22 protein-coding genes are annotated in these 24,579 nt (G+C 72.8%); 14 read left to right on the forward strand and 8 right to left on the reverse strand.

From position 1 onward, the window contains the following. Positions 1–71 precede the first annotated feature (71 nt). Positions 72–698 carry a hypothetical protein gene (locus WME98_RS16735; protein WP_437334178.1) on the forward strand — a complete coding sequence of 209 codons (627 nt, stop codon included), beginning with the start codon at positions 72–74 and terminating at the stop codon, positions 696–698. A 49-nt stretch (positions 699–747) separates the two neighbouring features. Here WME98_RS16735 and WME98_RS16740 read toward each other — a convergent pair whose 3' ends face one another. Then, the gene (locus tag WME98_RS16740; protein ID WP_437952170.1) at positions 748–1,848 is read right to left on the reverse strand and encodes a PhoH family protein; all 1,101 of its coding nucleotides are present in this window, start codon (positions 1,846–1,848) and stop codon (positions 748–750) included. Between the two features lie 374 nt (positions 1,849–2,222). On the opposite strand from WME98_RS16740, the gene WME98_RS16745 reads away from it, so the two are divergent. From WME98_RS16745 to WME98_RS16760, 4 genes are all read left to right on the forward strand, one after another. Beyond that, complete coding sequence (locus tag WME98_RS16745) at positions 2,223–3,920, forward strand: porin (RefSeq protein WP_437952171.1); 1,698 nt, start codon at positions 2,223–2,225, stop codon at positions 3,918–3,920. Between the two features lie 196 nt (positions 3,921–4,116). Next, entirely contained in the window at positions 4,117–5,397 is a 1,281-nt protein-coding gene (locus WME98_RS16750; RefSeq protein WP_061624988.1) for a penicillin-binding transpeptidase domain-containing protein, read from the forward strand. 456 nt (positions 5,398–5,853) lie between these two features. Continuing rightward, on the forward strand, positions 5,854–6,150 hold the full coding sequence (locus WME98_RS16755; RefSeq protein WP_148314458.1) for a hypothetical protein: 297 nt from the start codon (positions 5,854–5,856) through the stop codon (positions 6,148–6,150). A 350-nt stretch (positions 6,151–6,500) separates the two neighbouring features. Further along, on the forward strand, positions 6,501–6,683 hold the full coding sequence (locus WME98_RS16760) for a hypothetical protein (RefSeq protein ID WP_020740990.1): 183 nt from the start codon (positions 6,501–6,503) through the stop codon (positions 6,681–6,683). 199 nt (positions 6,684–6,882) lie between these two features. Here WME98_RS16760 and WME98_RS16765 read toward each other — a convergent pair whose 3' ends face one another. From WME98_RS16765 to WME98_RS16780, 4 genes are all read right to left on the reverse strand, one after another. Beyond that, a complete protein-coding gene (locus WME98_RS16765; protein ID WP_061624991.1) occupies positions 6,883–7,383 on the reverse strand; it encodes a hypothetical protein in 501 nt (166 codons plus the stop codon). A 59-nt stretch (positions 7,384–7,442) separates the two neighbouring features. Beyond that, positions 7,443–10,493 (reverse strand): BamA/TamA family outer membrane protein, encoded by a 3,051-nt coding sequence (locus WME98_RS16770; RefSeq protein ID WP_437952172.1) that lies wholly within the window; start codon positions 10,491–10,493, stop codon positions 7,443–7,445. A gap of 24 nt (positions 10,494–10,517) precedes the next feature. Then, the gene (locus tag WME98_RS16775) at positions 10,518–11,489 is read right to left on the reverse strand and encodes a hypothetical protein (RefSeq protein ID WP_437952173.1); all 972 of its coding nucleotides are present in this window, start codon (positions 11,487–11,489) and stop codon (positions 10,518–10,520) included. A gap of 218 nt (positions 11,490–11,707) precedes the next feature. Beyond that, positions 11,708–12,559: a methionyl-tRNA formyltransferase gene (locus WME98_RS16780; RefSeq protein ID WP_437952174.1), complete on the reverse strand. Its 852-nt coding sequence runs from the start codon at positions 12,557–12,559 to the stop codon at positions 11,708–11,710. 101 nt (positions 12,560–12,660) lie between these two features. Here WME98_RS16780 and WME98_RS16785 point away from each other — a divergent pair, with 101 nt between their 5' ends. From WME98_RS16785 to WME98_RS16825, 9 genes are all read left to right on the forward strand, one after another. Beyond that, positions 12,661–13,491 (forward strand): cell division ATP-binding protein FtsE, encoded by an 831-nt coding sequence (locus WME98_RS16785; RefSeq protein WP_437952175.1) that lies wholly within the window; start codon positions 12,661–12,663, stop codon positions 13,489–13,491. 46 nt (positions 13,492–13,537) lie between these two features. After that, a complete protein-coding gene (locus WME98_RS16790; RefSeq protein ID WP_437334186.1) occupies positions 13,538–14,431 on the forward strand; it encodes a cell division protein FtsX in 894 nt (297 codons plus the stop codon). After that, positions 14,428–15,435, forward strand: coding sequence for a murein hydrolase activator EnvC family protein (locus tag WME98_RS16795; RefSeq protein ID WP_437952176.1), 1,008 nt, complete (start codon positions 14,428–14,430; stop codon positions 15,433–15,435). Before WME98_RS16790 ends, WME98_RS16795 begins: the two co-directional genes overlap by 4 nt. Positions 15,436–15,530: 95 nt before the next feature. After that, positions 15,531–16,304: a ribonuclease PH gene (rph, locus tag WME98_RS16800; RefSeq protein WP_437952177.1), complete on the forward strand. Its 774-nt coding sequence runs from the start codon at positions 15,531–15,533 to the stop codon at positions 16,302–16,304. Next, entirely contained in the window at positions 16,301–16,924 is a 624-nt protein-coding gene (gene rdgB, locus WME98_RS16805) for an RdgB/HAM1 family non-canonical purine NTP pyrophosphatase (RefSeq protein ID WP_437952178.1), read from the forward strand. The genes rph and rdgB overlap by 4 nt, the downstream gene beginning before the upstream one ends. 105 nt (positions 16,925–17,029) lie before the next feature. Continuing rightward, the gene (locus WME98_RS16810; protein ID WP_437952179.1) at positions 17,030–17,404 is read left to right on the forward strand and encodes an AtpZ/AtpI family protein; all 375 of its coding nucleotides are present in this window, start codon (positions 17,030–17,032) and stop codon (positions 17,402–17,404) included. Beyond that, on the forward strand, positions 17,394–17,858 hold the full coding sequence (locus WME98_RS16815; protein ID WP_437952180.1) for an ATP synthase subunit I: 465 nt from the start codon (positions 17,394–17,396) through the stop codon (positions 17,856–17,858). Before WME98_RS16810 ends, WME98_RS16815 begins: the two co-directional genes overlap by 11 nt. A gap of 219 nt (positions 17,859–18,077) precedes the next feature. Beyond that, positions 18,078–18,848 (forward strand): F0F1 ATP synthase subunit A, encoded by a 771-nt coding sequence (gene atpB, locus WME98_RS16820; protein WP_437315976.1) that lies wholly within the window; start codon positions 18,078–18,080, stop codon positions 18,846–18,848. A 290-nt stretch (positions 18,849–19,138) separates the two neighbouring features. After that, positions 19,139–19,477, forward strand: coding sequence for an ATP synthase F0 subunit C (locus WME98_RS16825; RefSeq protein WP_061622327.1), 339 nt, complete (start codon positions 19,139–19,141; stop codon positions 19,475–19,477). Between the two features lie 240 nt (positions 19,478–19,717). Here WME98_RS16825 and WME98_RS16830 read toward each other — a convergent pair whose 3' ends face one another. From WME98_RS16830 to WME98_RS16840, 3 genes are all read right to left on the reverse strand, one after another. Next, positions 19,718–21,082: a L,D-transpeptidase gene (locus WME98_RS16830; RefSeq protein WP_437952181.1), complete on the reverse strand. Its 1,365-nt coding sequence runs from the start codon at positions 21,080–21,082 to the stop codon at positions 19,718–19,720. A gap of 37 nt (positions 21,083–21,119) precedes the next feature. Next, the gene (locus tag WME98_RS16835) at positions 21,120–22,265 is read right to left on the reverse strand and encodes an FHA domain-containing protein (RefSeq protein WP_437952182.1); all 1,146 of its coding nucleotides are present in this window, start codon (positions 22,263–22,265) and stop codon (positions 21,120–21,122) included. 274 nt (positions 22,266–22,539) lie between these two features. Next, the gene (locus WME98_RS16840; RefSeq protein ID WP_437936785.1) at positions 22,540–24,144 is read right to left on the reverse strand and encodes a hypothetical protein; all 1,605 of its coding nucleotides are present in this window, start codon (positions 24,142–24,144) and stop codon (positions 22,540–22,542) included. Positions 24,145–24,579 lie beyond the last annotated feature (435 nt).

Below are 24,579 nucleotides of genomic sequence, written 5' to 3' on the forward strand. Positions count from 1 at the left end.
CGCCGCGCCTCGCGACGCCGGCCCGTCAAATCGACGCGACGACCAGCCCCGCACGTAATAAAAGCGTCCGCGTGAACGCCACCGGAACACGAGCCCGCCGGGCGCGCGGCGGTGCCCCCGCGCTCCTCCTGTCCCTCGCCATCGCTCTCCTCGCCGCCTGCGAGGAGAGCCCGCCGCGCCCGGGCGAACCGGAGCGGCCCGCGCCCTCGCCGCCCCCGTCGACCGCGGCGAGCGCGCCGCCCGCGGCCAGCTCGGCAGCCGCCGAGCTGCCGGACGCAGGCCCGCCGGGAGAGGTGGGCGCTCCCACGGGCGCGCCCGCATGGCAGGGGACGTGGGAAGGGCGCTACGACGCCAAGAAAGGCAGCGTCGTGCTGCCCCCCAAGGTGAAGGACGCCGTGCGCCAGAAGGACGACGGCAAACAGGCCACCGGCCCAGGAACGGTGACGCTGACCATCGATCCGAGCGGTGAGCTGAAGGGCACGGCGAAAGGCGCGCTCGGCGACGCGACCCTCGTCGGAAAGGTCGAGGACGGCATGGTGCGCGCCTCGGTCTTCCCCGAAGATCCGCGCGCGCCGACCGCGATGACCGGCATCCTCGTCGGCGAGCTGAAGGAGAACGTCATCGCGGGCAGGATCCGGGTGACCGGACCCGACGCCATGCTCGTGCGCGAGTCGCCCGTGGAGCTGAAGAAGAAATGATCGGCGCCGCTGGACGAGACGGCGGCGTCTCGTCCAGCAGCGTCGCGCGTCAGCTCGCCGCGCCGGCGCCGCCCGGCTCGCCCGCCGCTCGGCCCGGCGGCGCAGCGCCGGCCTCGCCGGCCGCGCCGCCGCGGCCGCCGCCGCGACCCGCCTCGCCCCGCCGCTCCTCGCGCTGGCGGGCGATCTCGGCGTCCCGCTGCTCGTACGCGACGATGATCCGCTGCACGAGCGGGTGGCGCACGACGTCGACCTCGGTGAACGAGCAGATCGCGATCCCCTCGATCCCCGCGAGCAGCTCGCGCGCCTCGGCGAGGCCGCTGCGCGCGCCGTGCGGGAGATCGACCTGCGTGACGTCGCCCGTCACCACGGCGCGAGAGGCGTAGCCGAGGCGCGTGAGGAACATGCGCATCTGATCGCTCGTCGCGTTCTGCGCCTCGTCGAGGATGACGAAGCAATCGTTGAGCGTGCGGCCGCGCATGAAGGCCAGCGGGGCGACCTCGATCTGGCCGCGCGTCACGAGGCCTTGCGCCTTGTCCGCGTCCATCATGTCGTGGAGCGCGTCGTAGAGCGGGCGCAGGTAGGGATTCACCTTCTCGGCGAGATCGCCGGGCAGGAAGCCGAGCCGCTCCCCCGCCTCGACCGCCGGCCGGGTCAGGATGATCCGCTTCACGCGGCGCTCGAGCAGCGCGTGGACCGCCATGGCCATCGCGAGGTACGTCTTGCCCGTCCCCGCCGGCCCGATGCCGAACGTCATGTCGTGCGATCGGATCGCCTGGATATAGCGCTTCTGCGCCAGACCCTTCGCCGAGATCGGCCGGCGGCGCGCCGAGATGAGCACGACGTCCTCGAACAGCTCGCGCAGGGTCATCCCAGGGTCGTCCCGGAGCGCCTGGACCCCGCGGACGTAGTCCTGCGGGTCGAGCGCCACGCCGCTCCTCAACATCTGCGCGGCCTCCGCCAGGCACCGCTCGGCGAGCGCGACCTTGTCGGCGTCCCCGGCGAGCCGGATCGTGTTGCCTCGGACGCCCGACTCGATGCCGAGAGTGCGCGCGATGAGCTTGAGATTCTCGTTCCCTGGCCCGGCGAGGGCCACCAAGGTGCTGTTGTCGAGCACCTCGACATCCGCCGTGATCCGCACGCTGGTCGTCATCGAGTGATCCTTCCCCGCCTTTGCTCCGGCGCTCCGCCGCCGGCACGCGCCGTCCTCCCTTGAACGGACTCTTGACTGCCCCCACCTGTCACGCGACTGTCCTGCCCGCTCGTCCCGTGCCCTACACAGAAGCGTAACGTCCTGGTCATAATTCGGCGTTGAAATGCGTGGAGCTTCGGGCACGCGGGCGAGCCGCACACAGGGAGAACTGCATGAGGTTAGCTACATCGGCGCTACTGGGCATGACTGTTACGCTGTCGGGCCTTTCGGCGCTAGCACAGCCTGGGCCCCAGGGCCCGGCGCAACCGGCGCCGGCGCCACCTCCGGCCGCAGCACCCGCGCCGCCTGCCGGTGCGGTGCCGCCTGCCGGTGCGGTGCCGCCCGCCGGTGCGGTGCCGCCCGCCGGTGCGGTGCCCCCCGCCGGCGCGGTGCCGCCTGCCGGTGCGGCAGCGCCGGCACCGCCGCCTGCCGCCGCGGCGCCGGCGCCGCCGCCGCCGGTGCCGGTGCCGCCGCCGGCAGAGCCGCTTCCGCCGCCGCCTCCTCCTGGCGCGCCGGCGACCGCCGCACCGCCGCCGCCGCCGCCGCCGGCGGAGGTGTTCGCGCCGACCGCCGAGGCCGCGGTCGTGAAGGAGCAGCAGCCGCTCGCCGGCTGGCACGGCGGCTTCTTCTTGCGGGACGCCAGCGACACCTTCCGGCTGTACCCGAAGGGGAGGATGAACCTCGACTTCTACAGCACCTTCGGCGGCGGCGTGTCGGACGTGACCGCGACGAGCGGCGGGGGCGCGCTCAAGCCGCGCTTCTTCGTCCGCCGCGCGCGGCTGGAGCTGGCCGGCGAGTTCCTGAAGAAGTGGTCCTTTGACGTCGACGTCGATTTCGGCGGCCAAGGGCTCGCGAACACGAACGGCAGGACCGAGAACGCCGCCGCGGCTCCCGGCCAGACGCCGACCGCCGAGACCGCGCGCTTCGCCCCCGTCGAGAGCACGACCTCGAACGCGGTGCTCGCCGACGTCTGGATCAACTACTCGGTCATGCCCGCGCTGAACTTCATGTTCGGGCAGTACTCGACGTTCTTCTCGATGGATAACCAGACGAGCGACAACACCTCGACGTTCCTCGAGCGCAACATCGCGACCCGGAGCTTCACCTACCCCGAGGGCAAGGACATCGGCCTGACCATCTGGGGCGACGTCGCCGACAGGAGGCTCGTCTACGGCGTCAGCGTGCTCAGCGGCGACGGGCAGAACCGGCCCGGCGTCGACGCCCCGCCCGATTTCGTCGCCCGCGTCTTCGCGCGCCCGTTCGGCGGCGACAAGAAGGCGTTGCTCGCGAAGGCGCAGATCGGCATCAGCGCGCGCCACGGCGAGCGAGACCAGGAGTTCGTGGGCTACGACTACTCGCCCATCAGGACGGGGCAGGGCTACGCGCTCTGGGGCGCCGGCTACACGGACTCGCTGAGGCGCCCGATCCACGTCATCCCGTCGGGCGCGCAGAACGCGATCGGCGGCGAGCTCCGGCTGCCGATCGAGATGGTCGAGCTCCGGGCCGAGGCCTACTACGTCGCGAACAACACGCGCGAGGCCGTGGAGGGCTATCAGCTCACGAACACCGAGCGGCTCGGGCAGGTGAGGGGGCTCGGGTGGTACGTGCAGCTCTCGGCGTGGCCGGTGGGCGACACCTTCGTCAGCGGCGATCCGGGGTTCAGCCCGCGCCCCACCAAGATCGATCTCTCGAAGGAGCTCGAGAAGCCGAAGTCGGGCCTCGAGGTCGCCGCGCTCCTCGCCGGGATCAACGCGACGTACGACGGCGCGTCCCGCGAGGGCGCGTACGACGAGCGGACGCCGGGCGCCGAGAACGGGCCGGGCACCGACCTCAACGTCCTGCAGATCGGCCTCGCCGCGAACTACTGGCATACGAAGAACGTGCGGCTCGGCGTGAATTACAGCGCCTACCTGACGCCGGGCAGCGGCTCGAGCGACAACCTCCTCCGGGTGCCGGGCAACACCCTGACCGAGCCCGATCCGGACGCGCACGCGCTGCACGAGCTCAGCGCCCGGCTCGGCCTGTCCTTCTAGTCCTTCTAGGCGCGCGTCGCGCCTCCCCCGCCGCGGCCGGCGCGCCGGCCGCGCTCCTCGATCGTTCGTTTGCCCTCCAACGAAGCGCGCCGGCAGGCCTCCCTGCGCGGCGCGCCGCGGAGCGGGCCGCGCAGGCCGGCCAAATGGCGCGCCTCAATTTTGGCCCAGGACACCCCGGCGGGGTACCCGTCGGGCCATGCGCGAGATGCGTCAGTGGATCGCCGTCGGTGCAGCCGTGGGGCTCGTGGCGGTGACCCTCCCCATGCTGCGCGAGCACGACGTCCAGCTCGGAGGGCTGCTCGCCAAGAAGACGACCGCCGGCGGGCCGAAGATCACGCGGACCGTGACGCCGCCGCCGCTCACGGACCTCGACCTCACGCGCATCGACGACCGGAGGAGCCCGCCGACGGCGCCGGCGCACGGCAGCCGCGTCGCGGAGCTGACCATCGACCCGATGTACCAGCGCGCGGCGATCGGCTTCCTGCGGGCCGGCCAGGTCCCGGAGGGCGCGGTCGTGATGACCGATATCCGCACCGGGAAGGTGCTCGTCTGGGCGAGCTACGTGCACGAAGGCGCGCTGCACGACGTCGCCGCGGAGGCCACCGCGCCGTCGGCGAGCGTCTTCAAGGTCGTGACGGGCACCGCCCTCGTCGAGGCCGGCCTGAGCCCGAACACGAAGCAGTGTTACTCGGGCGGCGAGCACTCGATCCGGCCGGCCGACATGATCGACAACAAGCGGCGCGACAAGTACTGCGCGACGCTCACGCAGGCGATGGGCCGCAGCATCAACACGGTGTTCGCGCGGCTCGCCGCCAAGAACCTCGATCACGAGAAGCTCGGCGCCGTGGCCGCGAAGCTCGGCTGGGGGCAGGACACGCCGTTCGACGTCAACGTCGCGACGAGCACGATCGCGCTGCCGGAAGACGAGCTCGGCTTCGCGCGCACCGCGGCGGGCTTCTGGAACACGACGCTGTCGCCGTTCCAGGGGGCGAACCTGGCGACCACCCTCGCCAACGGCGGCGAGATGATCCGGCTCCACGTCGTGTCGAGCGTCAAGGACGAGATCGGCGAGATCTACCAGGGCGTGAGCGAGCGGCAGGTGCTCAAGCGCGTGATGGACGAGACCACGGCGAGCGCGGTGACCACGATGATGGAGGCGACGGTGGATAACGGGACGAGCTACCGCTCGTTCCACGACCGCAACGGCCGCGCCTACCTCCCGGATATCCGCGTCGCCGGCAAGACGGGGACGCTCACGAAGCCGACGCCCGAGGGGCCCTTCTACACCTGGTTCGTCGGCTTCGCCCCGAGCCGCAAGCCGGAGGTCGCGATCTCGGTGATGGTCGCCAACGGCGCGAAATGGCGCGTGAAAGCGACCAACGTCGCGTGCGACATGCTCCGCACCTACTTCGCGGACAAGGGCGCGCCCGGCGTGACCGACCCGAATAACCGGACCGGCTCGACCGCCCGGCGATGACGCACGCCCGGGCCGGCCGCCGAGCCGCGGCTCGAAAGGCCCGGGTCCGGCGCGCAGCGTCGCGCGGCGCGGCGCAGCAGCATACGAGCACGGCGAAGCTCCGGACCGAGCCGACTCGGCCGGCAGCGCCGCCCGCCGCCCGAGCCGGGCGTCAGGTAGACCACGCGTCGGGCTGCGTGACCCGTCGCATCGCCGAGTGCGCTCGGCAGGATTCCGCCCTGGCCGCGATCCAACAATCCGGCGATGATGGCCCGCGCGAGCGATGTGCCCGCTCGATGGCTGCCGGGTTTGCAGGACCATTGTACGCCCGCGGCAGCGATCCATTTATAGAACTTTTCCGCCCGGGGCTGGCTCCGCTACCACCTGCTCGCCGTCCGCGGCGCGAAGGTCCGGGCCGCTCCGATGCAGCCGGACACCCTGGTCCAGGGTGGGACCTAGTTGCGAGAGGTGCTGCTTGTGCAGCTTGTGCTCGGCCGAGATCTGCGTGCTAGCATCTCTGTTGTGCAGGTTGTGCTCCGCAAGCTCGGCCGGGGATCGCGCGCAGTCGTTGGCCGGCTCGTCCGTGCACCACGGAAAGGCTCGGTCATCGTCATCGAGTTCTCCGACGGAATGCATGAATATGTGACGACGCCAGTCAAGCGCGTGTTGCGCCTCGCCGGGCGCGAGGTCTTCTACATAGAGACCGTGAACTCCCGGTACCGCCTCGAGGTCCGCGGCCGCGAGGTGGCGCTGGACGGCGCGGTCGGCGGCTGAGCGCTGCCGGGTGCGCCCGGGCAGCGCGAATCCCGCGCGCGACGCGCCGACGTGCTGACGTGCTGACGTGCCAACGTAACAGCGCGCAACTCCCCGACAAATCGCGCAGATCCCGCAGGCGGAGGCCCGCGAGCGGTCGGCCTGGCCGGGCGTCGTACTGCACGCGCGTCTAGCGCGAGAACTGCGTTTCGGAGCGCATTGCCCCTTGCGCTTCCATGCGCTCTTGGGCAGAGTCCCGCTCCCTTTGAGGGGCCCCGCGGTAGGCCATCCACCGGTGCAGGATGGGGCTCGCCTGGCGAGCTGTCGTCACGATGCCGCGCCCGTGCCCCCGACCGTGAGGAGATTGAAGCATGGGCAAGCGCGATCGTCGCCAGTCGATGAAGATGAGGCGCCGCAAGGCGCAGGCTGCCAAGAAGGAGCGCGCCAAGCGCAGCAAGCTGTCGCGGGCCACGACGGAGGTCGCCGGCAAGGCGAAGAAGCCCCGCGCCCCCAAGAGCGCCGCCGCTCCCGCGACTCCTGCCCCGGCTTCCTGACGGTGCGCGGCCGGTCCGCCGGCCACGCGCTGGATCCATCCCGCAGAACCGTCCCGACATTCCTCGAGATCGCGCCCGCCGGCGCCGCGAGGCCCCGGCGCGATCCCGGCGATCGCCACGATTGCGCGCGCCGGCGCCGTGAGGGCCCCGGCGCGCGGTCCGCCGCGTAGCCTCGTACCGCCCGGCTCAGCGGCGCCGTTCACTCGTCGCGAATGACGCGCGTGTGAAGGCTCAGGCCGGGTCGCCGGCCCGGGTCGATCGCGCTCGCCGCCTCGCCGGCCGGCTTCTCCTTGGGCGGCGGCTCGCCGAGCAGCCCAGTGTCGCCGTCTCTTCGCTCCTCGCCGACGAGCTCCCAGTGGCCTCGCTCGTCGCGCCAGCGCTGCGCGATCCGGGTGGTGCGGACCGTGGCCTCGTCGTGCCGCAGCCAGAGGACGTCGAGGTAGACCTCGGCCTCGTCGCGCTGGGTCATCTCGAAGCCGCCGAACTCCACGTCGACGACGCGGAGGCGGGCGCCCCAATCGGCGTGGCGGCGCATGAAGTCCTCCCGCGCCCTCGAGCCGACGCGCTCGAGCGCGACATCCATGCGGCCGAACCGGGCCGCCGTGTTCATCTCGAGCGCCGCTTCGGTGAGGCGCTGGGAGTTGCTCGGGGCGATGCCGCAGCCGGCGAGGGCGAGGCTCAGGGCGAGGAGGGCGCGCATGGCCGACCACCCTGGGCGAAGGGGCCGGCGCGGGCAAAGTTTCCGGCGGCGCGGGGCGCTCAGAACGAGTTCGTCGCGACGAAGTAAAACTGGCCGCCCGGGATCGCGAGCGGGCTCAGGCCGAGCGCGTACCCGAAGCGCAGCTGCGAAGAGAGGACGTACCCGAGCGTCAGGCTCAGCCACACCTCGCCGCCGATCGAGGTGTGCAGCTGGGGCGAGTAGAGCAGGCTCCCCTGCGTGAAGAGCGCGAGGTCGTCCATCTCGAAGCGGTTGAATGCGCCGCCGTGGTCGAGGAAGAGGCTCGCGTCGATGCGGCGCAGGTAGAGCGGCAGCGTCGAGAGGCCGCGATCGGGCTCCAGGACGGGCACGCGGTACTCGAACGTCTGCGAGAAATACGAGCGGCCGGCCATCACGCCCGGCGCGTAGCCGCGGAGCGTGAACGAGCTATTCGTGACGCCGGTGAGCAGGGTGTCGACGAGCGTGAGGTTCTCGAGATCGTACCCGCCGACGGCGTAGGCGGCGCCCCGAGGGAAGTTGCCGCCGGAGACCGCCCCGGCGACGCGGAAGGCGAGGGTGTGGTCGCCAGGCCAGGGCATCGCGACGTAGGCGCTGAGCGAGGTCGAGAACGCGTAGGTCGTATAGCTGCTGCCCGTCTCCGGGCCGGCGTAATCGAGGCCCGCGTTGAGCGAGATCCCGCGCGGCGCGCCGGACGCCTCGATCGAGCCCTCGGCGTTCGAGAACCCATAGCCGAGGTGCGCGAGGTTCAGCGTGCCCTGCGGCGGGAGGATGGTCCGCGGCGCGTACGGGTCGAGCTCGCTGCCGACGGGGAGCTGCCCCTTGAAGGCGACGCTGCTGAACGACGCGGCCAGGCTCTGCCGCGAGAACTCGCCGCGGATCGGGTAGCTGACGCCCGAGACGACGCCGATCGATCGCTCGTCGTAGGTGACGTTGCGGCCGCTGATGCGGTAGCCGCTGCGCGGCGTCATGGCGTAGTACGCGCGGACGCCGAGGTCGATGGGCAGCCGCCCGTAGGTGTACCCGACGAGGACGGTCGGGGCGGGCGCGTCCGGCTGCACGGTGAGCTCGCCGAAGACCGAGTGACGACCGACGATGTCCGAGCCGGTCACGCTCACCGTCAGCGCGTTCGACCCGTAGCTCCCGGGCGCGTAGTCGAGCGTGATCGCGCGCGGCGCGAGCGTCGGAAGCGGGTTGTACGGGGAGCGCTCGAGCCGCACCGCCGCGGGCGCGGTCGGCGGATCGGGGCGGTCGGTCGGGGGCGGCGGCGCCGGGAGGAAGCGCGCCGGATCGAGCGGCATGACGAAGAGGTCGTGGCCGCGGGACGTATATCCGACATAGACAAGCGTCTTGCCGTCGGGGCTGATCGCCGGATGGAAGGCCCCGAGTCTCACGTTGGTGACCTGCCGCAGCGCGCCGGTCGAGAGCGCGTACGCGTAGACGTTGTGGATGCCGGTGCGGTCCGAGGTGAAATAGAGCGTCTCGCCGTCGGGCGACCAGACCGGGCTCATGTCGGTCGCGCGATCGCGCGTCACCTCACGGAAGCTGCCGGTGGCGACGTCGACCACGCGGATGTCGCGGTAGCCGCCGGCGGTCCAGGCGCTGTAGGCGAGGCGCTTGCCGTCGGGAGAGAACGACGGGGAGTAGGCCTGCTCGAAGCGGGCGCTCGGCACGAGATCGCGCCGCTCCGAGAGGGCGCCGTCCCGCGAGAGCCGCGCGATCTCGAGGTAGCGGGTGCCCTTGCTGTTGAGCGAGAAGGCGACGAGATCGCCGGTCGGGCTCACGTCCGGGGCCGAGGACCGGAGGCCGCGCGTCAGCCGGCGGCGCGAGGGTTCGTCGCCGTCGGGCGCCTCCTCACCGCGCGGGAGGAAGACCAGGTCGTCCCGGTAGTACTGATTGCGCCACGGCATGAGCGCCGCGAAGATCATGTCGCCGGCCGGCGTGAACGCCGGTCGCGAGGCCGTGTTGGTGCGCGCGACCAGCGCTTCCTTGCGCTCGGTCCCGGGCGCGGGCGCGGCGAGCGAGAGGCGGTAGATGCCGGGGCGCTCGCGGCCGTCGTCGCGGAAGTAGACGATCTCGTCCGCGGACGTCCGACGCGCGACGGGCGGAACGAACCGCGGGTAATGGACGGTGCGGCCGTGGTGCGTGAGCCGCGCGCCTTCGCGGAGGCCGCGCGCCTCGACGGCCGCCATCTGCTCCCGGTAGAGCCGGCGGAGGTGGTCCTTCCAGCCCTCGTACAGCTCGACGTAGGTCTTGCCGGTGACGCGGCGGATGGCGCGGTTGATCCCCCACGGGACGAGCGACGCGCCGTAGTCGGCGGAGACGGCGCGCATCGTGTTCGGCCCGTAGACGTCGAGGATCCATCCCAGGAACCTCGAGCCGTAGAGGTACCAGAGGGTGCCCTGCGGCCAGCGGAACGGGGAGCTCGAGATCTGATCGAGCCCCGCGATGTTGTCCTCGAGCACGTCGGCGCGCAGGTACATGTCGAACATGGTCGAGCGCATCCGACCGCCGCTCGTGTGGTTGCTCTCGCTCACGACGGCGAGCCCCTCGATGATCCACCGCGGCTGCACCTGGTTCGGCGAGAACGACTTGCCGACGATCGCGTTCAGGATCGCGGGGATGCCCGACGTGTTGTCGATGTGCGCGATGTGCGTGAACTCGTGCGTGAGCAGGTCGAGGTACCAGTCGTCGTAGTCGCCCAGCGTCGACATGTCCTCGGGCCCCGACGCGAGGAGGTGGATCGCGTTGTACGGGAGCGTGCCGGCCGAGCCGTTCGCGATCTCCGAGTCGTCGGTGATCACGATCTCGGTGCGGTCCCGCGGGGCGTAGCCGAGCGCGCCCTCGACGCGCCCGTAGATCGTCTCGGCGAGCACGGCGATGCGCGCAGCGACGGGCTCGAGGCCCTGCGGGTGGTGCACCCGGAAGTGGTCGGTCTCGTAGGTCCAGAACGCGAGATCGGGATCGCCGGTCGCCCGGGCGGGCCGCGGCGCGAGGAGCAGCAGCGCCGCGAGGGCGACGGCGGAGAGGACGGAGGCTGCGCGGCGGAGCGGCCGGCTCGCCCGCGAGCCGGAGCGCGAGAAGAAACGGTTCACCAGGATCGAGGCGGCGTGGCGGCGTCAGAGGTCGTCGTAGAAGAGCGGCTCCCTGTTGCGCGTGAACCGGGAAACGAGCTGGCGGCCCTCCGCCGAGATCTGCGTGATCCGGGCGCCGAAGCCCGGCTCGGCCGAGTCCTTCGAGCCGCCGGCCTCGCGCGTCCACCGGACCGCCGCCAGCGCGGTGAACTCGTAGTCGCCCGGCAGGCGGACACGCAAGGTCACGACGGAGCCGATCGGCGGGATCTTGTAGGTCGCGACGAAGATGCCCCCGTGCTCGATCACGTCGTTGCCAGCGAGCCCCTTGTAAAAGTTCGACGGGGTGAGAGCGCCTAGCTCGACGTCGACGACGGCGGCGGGCGCGCGGTTGTCGACCGGCGGCGGCGCGGCCTGTGGCGGCGGCGCTCGGCGCGCGTCCGCAGCCGGGTGAGGCGCGGCGGGGTACGCGGGCGGGGCCGGCGCATGCCGCGGCGGCTGCGGCGAGGGCAGCGTCTGCTGGAGGTGCGCAGGGGCGGCCACCGCGACCGGCGCAGGGGCGGCCACCGCGACCGGCGGCGGCGCAGCGACCGGGGCGGGCGCACGGGCCGCCGCGACGGGTGCGGGCGCGGCTACCGGGACCGGGACCGGTGCAGGCGCAACTGCGACGGGCGCAGGCGCAACTGCGACGGGCGCAGGCGCCGCCGCGACGGGCGCAGGCGCCACCGCGACCGGCGGCGGCGCGGCCGCCGCCGCGGGCGCCGGCGGCGGCGCGCCTGCGGCGGCCTGCGCCCTGCTCAGCGCGTGCACCTTGCTCAGCGAGGACGCGACGTGCTCCATCAAGACGTCGATCACGGGATCGGCCACCGTGATCCTCTGCAGGCGGTTCAGGACGTCGCGCACGTGGCCGAGCGCGGCCTCGCTGCCGTCGAGGGTCTGTCCCCCGGAGCGCTCGATGCGGTGCATGATGCCCATCGCCTGCGCGATCGGCTCGGCGAGCGCCTCGACGTCCGGCGACACTCCCCCGTTCGACTGGAGCGCATTGAGCGCCGATGCGAGCAGTTCGCGGGCGCTTTTCGCAAGCTGCGCGGGTTCCGACATGAATCCTCCGAAGGGCGCATCCTACGCGGTCGCGCGCGCGCAGGTTCAGGTTTCGATGGCCCGCGCGCCGGCCAGGCGACCCCGCCGGCGCGGCGGCCGGCGCCGCGGCCGGTAGCCGAGCGCGCCCGGGCCGGCGGTCACCCGCTCGGCGCGCCCGACGCCACGAGCGCCGCGAGCTCGCCCGCCGACGCCGGCTCGCCGTCGATCTCCCCCTCCAGCAGCGCGACGGCCGTGTCGCCGGTCCTCACGAGGACCACCCCGCCCTGCGCCACCGCCTCGCCCGGCGCGAGCGCCCCCGGGAAGGTCGGCGCCGGCGCGGCCCGCAGGACGATGACGCAGGCGCCCTCGATCTCGGTCCACGCCCCCGGCGCCGGCGCGAGGGCGCGGATGTGCCGGAGCACGCGCTCCGTCGGCCAGGACCAGCAGATCGCGCACGCCTCGTCGTCCGGCGCGGGCGCCTGCGTCGCGAGCGCCGGATCCTGGGCGACGCCCGCCACCTCGTCGCCGCGCGCGAACCGGGCGACCGTGCGTCGCAGGACGCGCAGGCTCGGCCGGTCCAGCGCGCGGGCGAGCTGCCACGCGGTCCATGCCGGATCGATCGGGAGCCGCTCCTGGTCGAGGATGTCGCCGGTGTCGTACTCTGCCTCGATCCGGTGCGCCGTGACGCCGCTCTCGGCGTCGCCCGAGGCGATCGCCCAGTAGGTGGGATCGGGCCCGCGGTGGCGCGGGAGCAGCGAGGGGTGCACGCCGATCCCGCCGAGCCGCGCCGCCCGCACGAGCGACATCGGCAGGCGCGTGGTCCAGAACCAGCTCACCAGGAGATCGGGCGCGAGCGCCTCGACGCGCGACCTGAGCTCGGGCCGCTCGACGTCGGGGCGCAGGAGGAGGCGCTCGCCGAAGAGGCGGCGGGCGCGGCGGAGCCCCACCGCGTCGGCGCGGCTGATCGCGGCGAGCGCGATCTCGTGGCCGTCGCCGTGGAGCAGCAGCACGGCCAGCGGGAGGCCGAAAAAGGCGACCCGGAGGGGGCGCTCGCCCGGGCGTCGGCCGAAAAGTTTTCCGTGTCCGAGCAGGCTGATAGGTGAAGGGTCCGATGGCGGCGCCCCCTCCGCAAGGCTCATTTCGTCCGGCGCTCCGGCCCGGCCACCGCTACGACGCGTCCGCCGCGCGCCGGCCGATCCTCGTGTTCGAGGACGTATATAAGTCGTACCGCGCGGATCAGCCGGTGCTCCGGGGCATGTCGCTCTCGATCGAGCGGGGCGAGTTCGTGTTCATCACCGGCCCGAGCGGCTCGGGCAAGAGCACGCTCCTCCGGCTCGTGCACCGCACCGAGCGCGTCGACGACGGCCGCATCCTCTTCCTCGGCCGGGACATCGCGCGCCTGACCGACGCGTCGATCCCCGCGCTCCGGCGCAACATCGGCTTCGTGTTCCAGGATTTCAAGCTGGTCCCGAGCTGGACGGTGTTCGACAACGTGGCGATTACGCTCGAGGTCCTCGGCCTGCCGTCGCGCCTGCTCCGGACCCGGGTCGGCGAGGCGCTCGAGCGCGTCGGCCTGTCGGGGCGCGGCGGCGACCGGGCGCAGGTGCTGAGCGGCGGCGAGCAGCAGCGCGTCTCGATCGCGCGCGCGATCGTCGGGGAGCCGACGCTGATCCTGGCGGACGAGCCGACGGGCAACCTCGACCCGCAGCTCGCGATCGATCTGCTCGGCCTGTTCGAGGACATCCACGAGACCGGCACGACGGTCCTGTTCGCGACGCACGATCGGACGCTGCTCGACGTGCGCCCGCGGCGCGTGGTCGTGCTCGACGACGGCAAGGCGACGGACGTGCCGCACGGCCTCGGGTCCGGCGGCGAGCTCGCCGGCGACGGCGTCGACGTCGTCGAGGACGAGATGGACAGCGGCGTGCGCGGCGCGGCGTAGCGCCGAGGGCTCCGGCTCAGGCTCCGGGGATAGAAGAGGGAACGGGATGCAGACGAGCGAGCGTGACGATCGGCGGAGATGGCTTCGCACCTGGCGGGCCGGGAGGAGCGACTGGCGCCTGCAGGCGCTGTCGATCTTCTCGCTCGCGGTCGCGTTCGTCTGCCTCGCGTCGGCCCTCCTCGTGGTCACGAACCTGATGGCCGTGCGCGATCGCTGGTCGCGCGCGGGCCGCGCCACGGTCTACCTGCGGGACAGCGCGACCGACGCGGAGATCGCGGATCTCACCCGCGCGCTCGAGGGCACGGACGGGGTCAAGAAGGTCCGCCTGGTGACGAGCGCCGAGGCGCGCCGCGAGGTGGTGCACGACGACGGCGACAAGGCCCTCGCCGCGCTGCCGCCGAGCGCGTTCCCCGCGTCCCTCGAGGTCGGCTTCACCGAGGAGATCTCCGACGAGGCGCTCGCGTCGATGACCGTGAAGCTGCGCGCCCTGCCGGCCGTGGACACGGTGGAGACCTACCAGCGCTGGACGGAGCGGCTCTCGTCGCTCCTCGGCGGCGGCGTGGCCGCGAGCACCTGCCTCGCGGCGATCGTCCTCTGCGCCGTCGTCAGCGTCATCGGCTCGACGATGCGCCTCCTCTTGCACCGCCGGAAGATCGAGGTCGAGGTGCTGAAGCTGGTCGGCGCGACCGACGGCTTCGTGCGCCGGCCGTTCATCGTCGAGGGCGCGACGCAGGGCGCCGCCGGCGCGGCCGGCGCGCTGCTCATGCTCGGCGCGCTGTTCCTGATGGTGCGGGGCCGCTTCGATCACGAGCTCGCCAACCTGCTCGGCGTCTCGCCGTCGTTCCTGCCCTGGGAGGTCGCGCTCGGCATGGTCGGCCTCGGCGCCGCCCTCGGCGCCGCCACCGCGCTGCTCACGCTGCGCAAGATGGTGGCCGTGTGAGGCGCCGCGCCCGGCTCGCGCCGATCGCGCTGGCGCTCTTGACCGGCGCGGCGACCAGCGGCGCCGCGGTCCCGGCGGCCGACGCCCCGTCGTCGCCCTCGGCCTCCCTGGCGGCGCCGGCGGCGCGCCCGAGCTCCGCGCTGGCGGAGAACGATCTCGATCGGCTGCTCGCGAAGCTCGACGCCGAGGAGAAGGCGCTGCGCGCGGAGCTCGACGCGATCGGCCCCGCGCTCGAGCTCACCCGCCGCCGCATGGTCGCGCGCGGCCGCGCGTACTACCGCCACGTCCGCGCCGGCTTCCTCCCGGTGGGCGGCGGGTTCGACGCGCTGGTCGACCACGCCGCCCGCGTGGAGCGCACCCGGCTCGCGCTCGAGCGCGATCTCGCCCGCGAGGCCGAGCTGACCCGGCGCAGCGCCGAGCTCGCGGATCGGCTCACGCACCTCGGCGCGGAGCGCGCGCCGCTCGAGGTGCACCGCGAGGCGATGAACCGCGCGCGGGTCGCGCTGGCCCAGGAGGAGGAGCGCCGCGCCGCGTTCTCGCGCGCGTTCGAGACGAGCGTGCGCCCCGACTACCTCGCGATCTACGGCGCCGACACCGGCCCCGCCGAGCTCGATCGGCGCGCCGGCTTCCGCTCCCTCCTCGGCCGGCTCCCCTTCCCCATCGCCGGCCGCGCCGAGGTGCGCAAGGTGTCGCGCCGCGGCGCCGGCGGGCCCGGCGTCGAGCTCACCGCGCTCTCCGGCGCGCCGGTCCGCAGCGTGGCCGCGGGGCGGGTCGCCTTCGCCGACACCTACGCGGATTACGGGCTCACGGTGATCGTCGATCACGGCGAGCGGCACTACTCGGTGTACGCGAACCTCGGCGCCGCCGACGTGCGCGCCGGCGATCAGGTCGCAGGCGGGGCGCGGGTGGGCACGGTCGGGAGCGGGCCGGACGGCGCGAAGCTCTACTTCGAGCTCCGGCGCGGCGCCGACGTGATCGACCCGGGCCCCTGGTTCGGGATGTAGCGACGCAGGACCGCAGCGACGCAAACCGCAGGGCGCCTCGTGCGCCGCCGCGACGCGAGCCCGTGCGTCGCCCGAGTTGTGCTAAGGCGGCCCTCGTGAATCGCCCTGACGGCCGCGCCCTCGACGTCCACCGCCCGGTGGAGATGATCCTCGGGTTCCACCGCAACGCGGAGGGGTCCGTCCTCTACCGCGCCGGGAGGACGGTCGTGCTCTGCACGGCGTCGGTCGAGCCCACCGTGCCCGCGTGGATGATCGGCAAGGGGGCGGGCTGGCTCACGGCCGAGTACCAGATGCACCCGCGATCGAGCCCGACCCGGAGGGAGCCGCGCGACGGGCGGGGCAAGGCGCCGAGCGGGCGCACGCAGGAGATCCAGCGGCTCATCGGGCGCGCGCTCCGCGCGGCGATCGACATGAAGCAGCTCGGCGAGCAGACGATCGCGATCGACTGCGACATCCTCGAGGCGGACGGGGGCACGCGGACCGCGTCGATCACCGCCGGGTTCGTGGCGCTCGCGCTGGCGCTCGACCGGATGCGCGCGGCCGGGTCGCTGAAGGGGCCGGCGCTCCGCGATCAGGTGGCGGCGATCAGCGTGGGCCACCTCCCGGGCGGGCTCGCCCTCGACCTCGTGTACACGGAGGACAGCGCGGCGCGCGTCGACATGAACGTCGTGGCGACCGCGGTCGGCGCGATCGTCGAGGTCCAGGCGACCGCCGAGGACGAGGCCATCCCCCGGACGGAGCTCGACCGCATGATCGACCTCGCGCTCGCGGGCGTGGCGTCGCTCGCGAGCGCGCAGCATCGCGCGCTGAGCGACGCCGGCGTCGACCTCGCGGCGCTGTTCAAGACCGATCACTGGAGGGTCGCGTGAGCCGGGAGCCGCTCTGCCTGCTCGCCGCGACCTCGAACCGGGGCAAGCTCGCGGAGCTGCGGTCGCTGCTCGCCGATCTCCCGATCGAGGTGCGCTCGCTGGCCGAGGTGTTGCCGGACGCGCCGCCGGTGGTCGAGGACGGCGCGACGTTCCTGGAGAACGCGCTCCTCAAGGTGCGCGCCGGGGCGCTCCGGTCGGGCCTGGTGACGCTCGCCGAGGACTCGGGGCTCGAGGTGGACGCGCTCGGCGGCCGGCCGGGCGTGCGGTCCGCCCGCTTCGCCGGCGAGCACGCGACCGACGCGGAGAACAACGCGGCGCTGCTCGCGGCGCTCGCGGACGTGCCAGACGACCAGCGTCGAGCGCGCTTCCGCTGCGTGATGGTCCTGCTCGATCCGCGGTCTGCGGAGCAGCCCATCGTCACCGAAGGGCGCTGCGAGGGGTGGATCGCCAGGCAGCCCAAGGGCTCGGGAGGCTTCGGCTACGACCCGCTGTTCGTCGTGGAAGCGTACGGACGGACCATGGCCGAGCTCGGCGAGGCCGAGAAGAACCGCGTGAGCCACCGCGGCGAGGCGGCGCAGGCGATGCGCTCCGCGCTGGAGGCGCTGATCGCGCGGCGGTAGCAGGCGCGACGCCGGCGGGCGCTCCGACGGCGGTTGACCCCGTCCGGGACCGCTTGTAATCGCGACCCGAGGCACCCAGGTACTGCCTGGTGATCGGATCCCCTGATGAAGCAGGACTGGAAGGCCGTCGGAAGCTACGGGACCGTCGGTCTCGAGGTGGTGCTCTGCATCCTGGTCGGCCTGTTCATCGGCCGCTGGCTCGACGCGAAGCTCGGGACCGAGCCGTACCTCGCGGTGCTCTGGTTCTTCTTCGGCCTCGGCGCCGCCGGCAAGGCGGTCCACCGGGCGTGGAGGGAGATGCAGGCGGCGGCCGCGCGCGAGGAGCGCGAGCAGGGCAACCCCGCGCCGATGTTCGACGACCGCAAGGCGCTCGCAGACGAGCGCGCGGCGAGCGGTCACGGGAACCGCCGGGCGGACTCGATCGACGTGGTCCCCTACCCCGACGAGCGGCAGCCCGCGAAGGAGCACGATGAGCGCTGAGCGAAGCCCCGGGACGCGCGACGGCGGCCCGCCGCACGAGGAGCCCGACGCGGACGGACAGCCCGGCGTCGGCGACGCGACCATGCGGGCCGTGCTCCGCTGGGTGGCCGGCACCGCGGCGGTCCTGGCCGTGGCCGCGCTGCTCGCGTACGGCGTGCGCGCGGCGCTCGGCGTCGGCATCGGGGGCGCCATCGCCACCGCGAACCTGTACGTCTTCGCGCGCATCGTCGACGCGTTCCTCTCGCGCAGGGGCCGCACCGTGTCGTGGACGCTGATCGCGATCATCAAGCTCCTCGGCCTGATGGGCGGCGTCTGGCTCGTCCTGAAGAGCGAGCTCGTCTCGGGGGTCGCGCTGATGGTCGGCTACGCCTCGCTCGTGGTCGGCATCACCCTGGGGACGCTGTTCGGGCCGAAGCCCCCGGCCGACGGAGCCCCCCCTGGCGCTCGCGGCTGAGCTCCCGCGTCGGCCGGCGCCGCCGCCGGCGACCCGCGCGACGCGGTGGCGCGTCGGCGCGTCGGCGCGTCGGCGCGCTCCAGGGTGCCCACCGTAAAGGAGTTGTGGTAGAGGCGAGGCCCCTCGACCGAGGGCGAACTCCCCCAAGGCGCGCCGGCGCGCGCGGCCGTCCCGGCACAGCCGCGCGGCCGTCGGCGCCGCGCATCGACGACGAAAGCCATGCCTGAGCATACAGGGTTCCTCACGTACCTTCTGGCGCAGCTCCCCGGACTCCGGGAGAACGCTCGCAACATCGGCAAGACGTTCATCGGTCACCACACGGTCGACTACCGCGGGACCGAGCCGATCTTCATGAGCCTCCTCATCATGGTGCTGTTCGTGCTGCTCGCGAGCGAGGTGCGCGGGCAGTACCGGCGCCTGAACGAGTCCGTGGTCCCGGAGGACAAGCTCACGCTGCGCACGTTCTTCGAGGCGTTCTTCGGCTACTTCTACGGCATGGCTCGGGACGTGATGGGGCCCGAGAACGCGAAGCGGTACTTCCCGCTCATCGGGGGCTCGGCGGCGTTCATCTTCTTCTCGAACGCATCGGCGCTCATCCCGGGCGTGAACCCGCCGACCTCGAACCTGAACGTCACGATCGGGTGCGCCGTCGTGGTGTTCGTCCTTTTCAACTACTACGGGCTGAAGGAGAACGGCTGGGGCTACATCGCCCACCTCGCCGGGCCGAAGTGGTACCTGGCGCCGCTCATCTTCCCCATTGAGGTCATCTCCACCTGCGTCCGCCCGGTCACGCTCTCGATCCGGCTCATGCTCAACATCGGGGTCGACCACCTCGTGGCGAGCATCTTCCTCGGGCTGGTCGCGCTGTTCGTCCCGGTGCCGCTGATGTTCCTGGCGATCATCGTCATCGTCGTGCAGACGCTGGTGTTCTGCCTGCTGAGCTGCATCTACATCGGGCTCGCGACGGAGAAGGCGGACCACCATCACTGATCGCTTCGCCTGACCGCTCGATCAGGCATCACCCGGCGCCGAGGAGAACGGCGCTGGAGGTGAAGAGAAGGCTAGCCAGCCCTCGAAAATCGGATTAGAGGGGCCCCGCTGTCGATGGGTTGCCCCAGAGCGGTGGGTGGATTGCACGAGCGCGTCCCCTACCGAGCAGTCGAAGAGGTCCCGGGAGCGATCCCCGGTTCTCGAGGGGGTGCCGCCCGCGCGGCCCCCGACCCACGCAGATGTACGCATGCAGCCCCGCGGGCTGTGTGGCTTGAAAGGAGCAGATTCGGATGTCGCTGAAGAGCAAGCTGTCGCTGTCCGCCGTTGTCGGCACTGCGCTGGTACTGGTTCCCGCTATGGCGCTGGCGCAGGATGGCGCGGCGTCGAACAAGTACGACGCGAACTCGTGGCTCGCCGTCGCTGCCGGATTCGCGATCGGCATCGCTGCCCTCGGCGGCACCATGGGCCAGGGTCGCGCCGCTGCGGCCGCCCTCGAGGGTATCTCCCGGAACCCGGGCGCCGCGGCCCGGATCCAGACCCCGATGATCCTCGGCCTGGCGCTCATCGAGTCGCTCGTGCTCCTCTCCTGGGTCATCGCCTTCTTCCTCCAGGGCAAGATCGCCCTCTGAGCCAGCGCCGGCCGCGCCCCACCGGGCCCGGCGCCGCTGCTCCTTTCTCCCCTCCCGCTGCGCCGGCCGAGCGCCCCCTCGATGGGACCTCGCCTGTGCCCGCCCTCCATCTCCTGCGCATAGACCCATCGATGCCGCGGCGTTCGCGGATCGGCTCGCGCGCGCCGCGGCCTGCGTGATCCGTCGCGCGCGCCGCGGCCTGCGCGATCCGTCGCGCGCGCCGCAGGTCGCGCCCCGCCGCTAGCGCACGCGCACCACGGTGCCCGGCTCGTGCGCCGTGGGGAGGACCGCCGTCCAGCCGGCGGGCAGCCGCGGCGACGTCCACCAGAACAGCCGCTGCGCGTCGAGCGGGGCCAGGTTCACGCAGCCGTGGCTCCGCACCTGGCCGAACGAGCGATGCCAGAACGCGCCGTGCAGCCCGACCCCCTTGGAGAAGTACTGCACGTAGGGGACGTCCTCCATCCGGTAATAGCGGTCGGCGCCTTCGTCCTCGAGGTTGTCCATGTCCGAGGTGAGCAGCTTGGCCCAGATGCGGAACGTGCCGGCGGGCGTCGCGCGCGACGACCCGGGCGCGCCCTTGCCGGTCGAGACCAGCGTCGCGAACACCGGGCGACGCCCCTCGTAGGCCACGAGCGTCTGCGTCGAACGCTCGACGTCGATCCACCGCTCGCCCGCCTCGGCGTCGACCTCGGGCGGCGGCGGCGCCACCGACGGGCGCCGGAGATCGCGGAGCGAGATCCACGCCGCCGCGTCGCCGTCCGCGATGCGCGCGAGCTTGCCCGAGGCGCCCTGCGCCTCCTCGAGCGTGGAGACGACCTCGAACCGCGCCTTGCTCTCCTCGGTCCGCGCGAAGCCCGCCGCCGTGCGCGTGAAGAGCGGAGCCCTCTCGGACACGACCCACGCGATCCCGATCTCCGCGGCGCCCGGAGGGACGGTGGCGCCGTGGAAGGCGAACGCGCGCACCGGGCCGAGATCGCGCATCGGCACCCAGAGGCCGCTGTTCGTGCGGCCGTAGCGCGACCCGCCGAGCGCCCGCTCCTCGACGATCGCCACCGCGAAGCCGGGCTCGAGCTGCGCGTCCGGCGCGTCGATGTCGGCCGCCTCGACCCGGCGGTAGCCGAACGACCCGTCGGGGCCGACGAAGTAGTAGCGGTACGGGAGCCCGTCCGGCATCTCGCGCCACGTGCGCACGAGCGGGCTGATCGGACCCGCGGCGGAGAGCTCGACGGCGTCGTCGCAGACCCAGGCCGCGGCGCCCACCTCGAGCCAGCGACCGAGGCAGCCGCCGTCGCGCCGGGCCGCGAAGATGGGCAGCTGCACGTTGCGATCGACGGAGCCGCGCCGACGCGGGTTCTCGCCCGGCGCCTCGAACAGCGGCTGATCGCGCTTGAGCACGCGCGCGCTCTTGACCCACGCCGGCAGCGGAGCGTCGCCCTCCGCGACCCACGGCGGCAGCTGCGACGCGAGGACCGCGCCGCCCCAGATCATCGCGCCGAGGCCGACCGCCGCGGCGCCGGCCCTCAGCGCGACGCGGCGCACGCGCCGCAGCAGCGCCGCGCGGGGCAGCTCCACGAGGCCCGCGGCGGCGCCTCCACGCTTCGTCATCGTGCGAGCTCCGGCGGAAGACGCGGGACCGCCGCGATCAGCGGTAGGAGAAGCGCACTTCGTGATCGCAGATCCGGAAGAGATCGCCTTCGACGATGGCCTTCCGGGCGATGCGCTGGCCGTTGTACTCGACGCCGTTCGTCGAGCCCATGTCGACCATGTAGTACTGGCCGTTCAGGAACTCGACCATGGCGTGCTGGCGCGACACGTTCGGGTCCTTGATCGTCAGATCGCTCGACTGCTTGCCGCGCCCGATGATGAACCGGTCCTTGTTCACCACGAACCGCTGCCCCGCGTAGAACGCGGCGAGCGCCGGGCCCGCGGGGACCTGGTTCGGCATCGCCATGTTCATCGGCGGCGGGCCCGGCACGCTCGCCGCCGCCTGCGGCGGCACGCCGTACGGCGGCGGCGCCATCGGCGGCGCGATGGGCGTGGCGTACCCGGCGCCGCTGCTCAGCGGCGGCGGCGGCCCCGAGCGGCTCGCGGCGGCGCCAGGCATGCTCTGGCGCCCGCCGGAGTTCGTGGCCTGCGACGGGAGCGGCGGCGGCGCGCCGAGGCGGGTCACGCTGGTCGGCGGCGGCGGCGGGCCGCCGACGCGGCCCGGGATCGGCGGCGGAACGGGCAGGCTGGGCCGCTTCCCGCCGGCGCTGCTGCTGCCCGGCGGCGGCGGCGGCGGCGGCGGCGCGCCCGGCCGGACCTGCCCCGGCGGCGGCGGCGTCAGCGCCGGCACCGGCGTCGGCACGGGCCCCACGGGGGACACGCCGTACGGCGGCGAGGGCGCGCCATAGGCAGGCGCGCCGGCCGGCGCGCCGTAGGCCCCCGCGGGCGTCGGCTGCTGCTGCAGGGCGACCATCGGCGGCCCGCCCGGCGGTCCGAAGGGCGGCGGCGAGCCGGGCGTCATCAGCCCGGGCGGCGGGGGCGTCGCGGCCGGAGGCACCGCGCTGGGCTGATGAGCGTGCGGGACCGGCTGGTGCCCGGAGCCGGGCGCCGCGTCGACCCTCGCGGGCGGCGGGAAGGGCGTGCGCGGGCTGTAGCTTCGCTGCCGCGCGTACTGCTTCATCGACTCGTTGATGAGGTAGTCGATGGAGCACTCGAGCTCGCGCGCCATCTGCTCGAACGTCTCCCAAAGGACATCGCGACACTGGAACGTCCGTGCGCTTTTCTTGTTCGGATCCGCGCTCATCTCTACCCAACGATAACGGAGGATGAATTGCGCTGGGAAGCGTCCTCCCGGCCTCTTCCCTGCAAGCACCTGATGGCTCTGGGCCGCGCCGAAGGCGCGCTGCGATCGCGACCATGGCCGCGCGAGATCCGAGGAGCGCGCGCGCGGCTCGCCGCGAAGCGCGCGCCCCCGCCGCGCCCCGCGCCGTGGCAGGAGCGCGGCGCGAGGGGCGCGCCGCGCTCCCTCGTGGCGGCGGGATCGCCCGACGATCCCGCGTGCTGCGCCGGCGCTCGCGTCACTTCTTCTCGCCCTTCTCGAGCTCCGGCTTCCTCTCCTGCATGGCCGGCTCGATGCAGTACTGGACGAACTCGCCGACGGTCTTCACGTCCCTGAGCTCGCGCTCGTTCGACCCCTCTTTCTGCACCTCGCACGCCCACTTGCAGTCCGGATCGGCGTCGCAGACCGGCGCGCGGGTGGTGTCGCCCTCGAGCGGCTTCACCGCCGCGAGATCGGCGGCCGTGCCGAAGGTGAAGTAGTAGGCGATCGCGCTCGTGCGCACCGGCGCCGGGCCCTCGGTGAAGTGCTTCTTCAGCGCCTCGAGGGGCGAGCCCTCCTTCAGGTCGCCGAACGACGCGCCGTACGTGAGCGCCTCGGGCATGGCGAACCCCTTGCTGTCGGGGAGCCTGCTCATGAACTCGTCGATGTGCTTCACCGTCGACATCTTCAGGATGGTCGCGGCGGCGGCGCGGCGGATCTTCCACTTGTCGGTCTTGAACAGGCCGTAGAGCTTCTCGACGACGAGCTCGCGCGGCATCTCGCCGACGCGGCGGAAGGCCTGGTCGAGCACCGCGTCGGGCGCGTCCGCGGTCGCGATCTCGAGGATGCGCTGGATGTCGCTCGGGTTGTTGCGGTCGAGCCGGCCCTCGAGCGCGGCGAGGGCGGCCTGGCGGCGCTTCTCGGGCTGGTTCTTGTCCGCCGCGAACCCGAGGAGGAAGTCGACCGACGGCCTGCCGCCGAGCTTCTTCATCGAGCCGAAGACCCGGAAGAGCTCCTCCTCCTGGTACTGCGCGAGCTGCGCCTCGAACTGCTTCTCGGTGGGCGTGATCTTCGACGCGGCGTTCGCCGCCTGGAGCTCGGGCTTCTTCGCGTCGACCCACTCGCTGGAGGTGACGAACCTCGCGATGGCGACGAGGTTCGCCGAGGCGGCTTCCTTCGCCTGTGGGTCGCCGTACTCGGCCACGAGCGACGCCATCTGGTCGAGCCGCTTCGCCTCGCGCGTCATGAGCTTCGGCAGGCCGGCCACCGCGGGCGGGCCGATGAAGCGCAGGAGCTGCTCCATCCCGTAGGCCTGCGAGCGGTCCTCGAGCCGGTGCTCGAAGTCCGCCATCGCCCAGTCGATGAGGGCGGCCTTGAGCCCCTCCTTCAGCGCCTCGTCCGCGATGATCACGGTCCGATCGGACGTGAGCATCGCGTACGCGGCGTCCTTGTACGGGAACGAGGTGTCCACCGGGCGGGGCTGCCCGGGCGGCGCGACGGGCGGCGGCTTCCTCAGCTCGGCGATGATGGACGGCACGAGCGCGGCCACGATCGACTGCCTCGCCTCCGGGGCCATGGTCGCGAGGGTCTCGACCATGATGCCGATGCCCACGCGCCGGCCCTGCCGCGGCTTCATGCGGATGAGCGACGTGGCCGCCTCGATGCGGAGCGAGTTGTCGTACTTGTCGTGAAACAACACCGCCCTGAGCTTGTCGGGCCCGTGCGCCGTGGTCTCCCACCGGTGGATGTCGTTCTCATTGACGCGGCACCCGCTCGTCGCGAGCCCCACGCCAGCGGTCGCGAGGCACAGCACAAGAAGGCCCGCAGCGCCGACGCGCCGCCCTGCTCGTTCGACAGTTTCCATGCACGTCCCAGGAGGGTCGGGATGGTACCGCCCGCGGCGCTCTGTTTGAAAGAATTTCAAGGGCGGGAAGAAGGGAGCGAGGACAAAGTTTGCGCGAAATCCGGCTGGAACTCCAGCGCGGCGGCGCCTTCGGAGGCGCCCCCTCCCCGTGCCTCCCTCCCCTCTATCCCCGTCTCCTCCACCTTACCCTCCCCCTCCCTGCCTCCCGCCTCGCCTGCCGAGGCCTGGAGGCCGCTCGAGCCCCCGTGCTTCTGGCGAGCTCAGGCGTGCGTGACGGTGCACGGAAGCGCGTAAAAGCGCCAGTTTCCTCCTGTTGCTTCCTGTTGGTTCCCGTCCGCTTCCGCTGCCCGGGCTGTTTTTCCGTTTCCGTACGGCGCTTTCCCCTCCTTACTCAGGCCTCCCAGACTTCTTGCCCCCGGGGCGGAGTGCGCATAT

It is taken from the genome of Sorangium sp. So ce296, from assembly GCF_051529605.1.
Classification (GTDB): domain Bacteria; phylum Myxococcota_A; class Polyangia; order Polyangiales; family Polyangiaceae; genus Sorangium; species Sorangium cellulosum_D.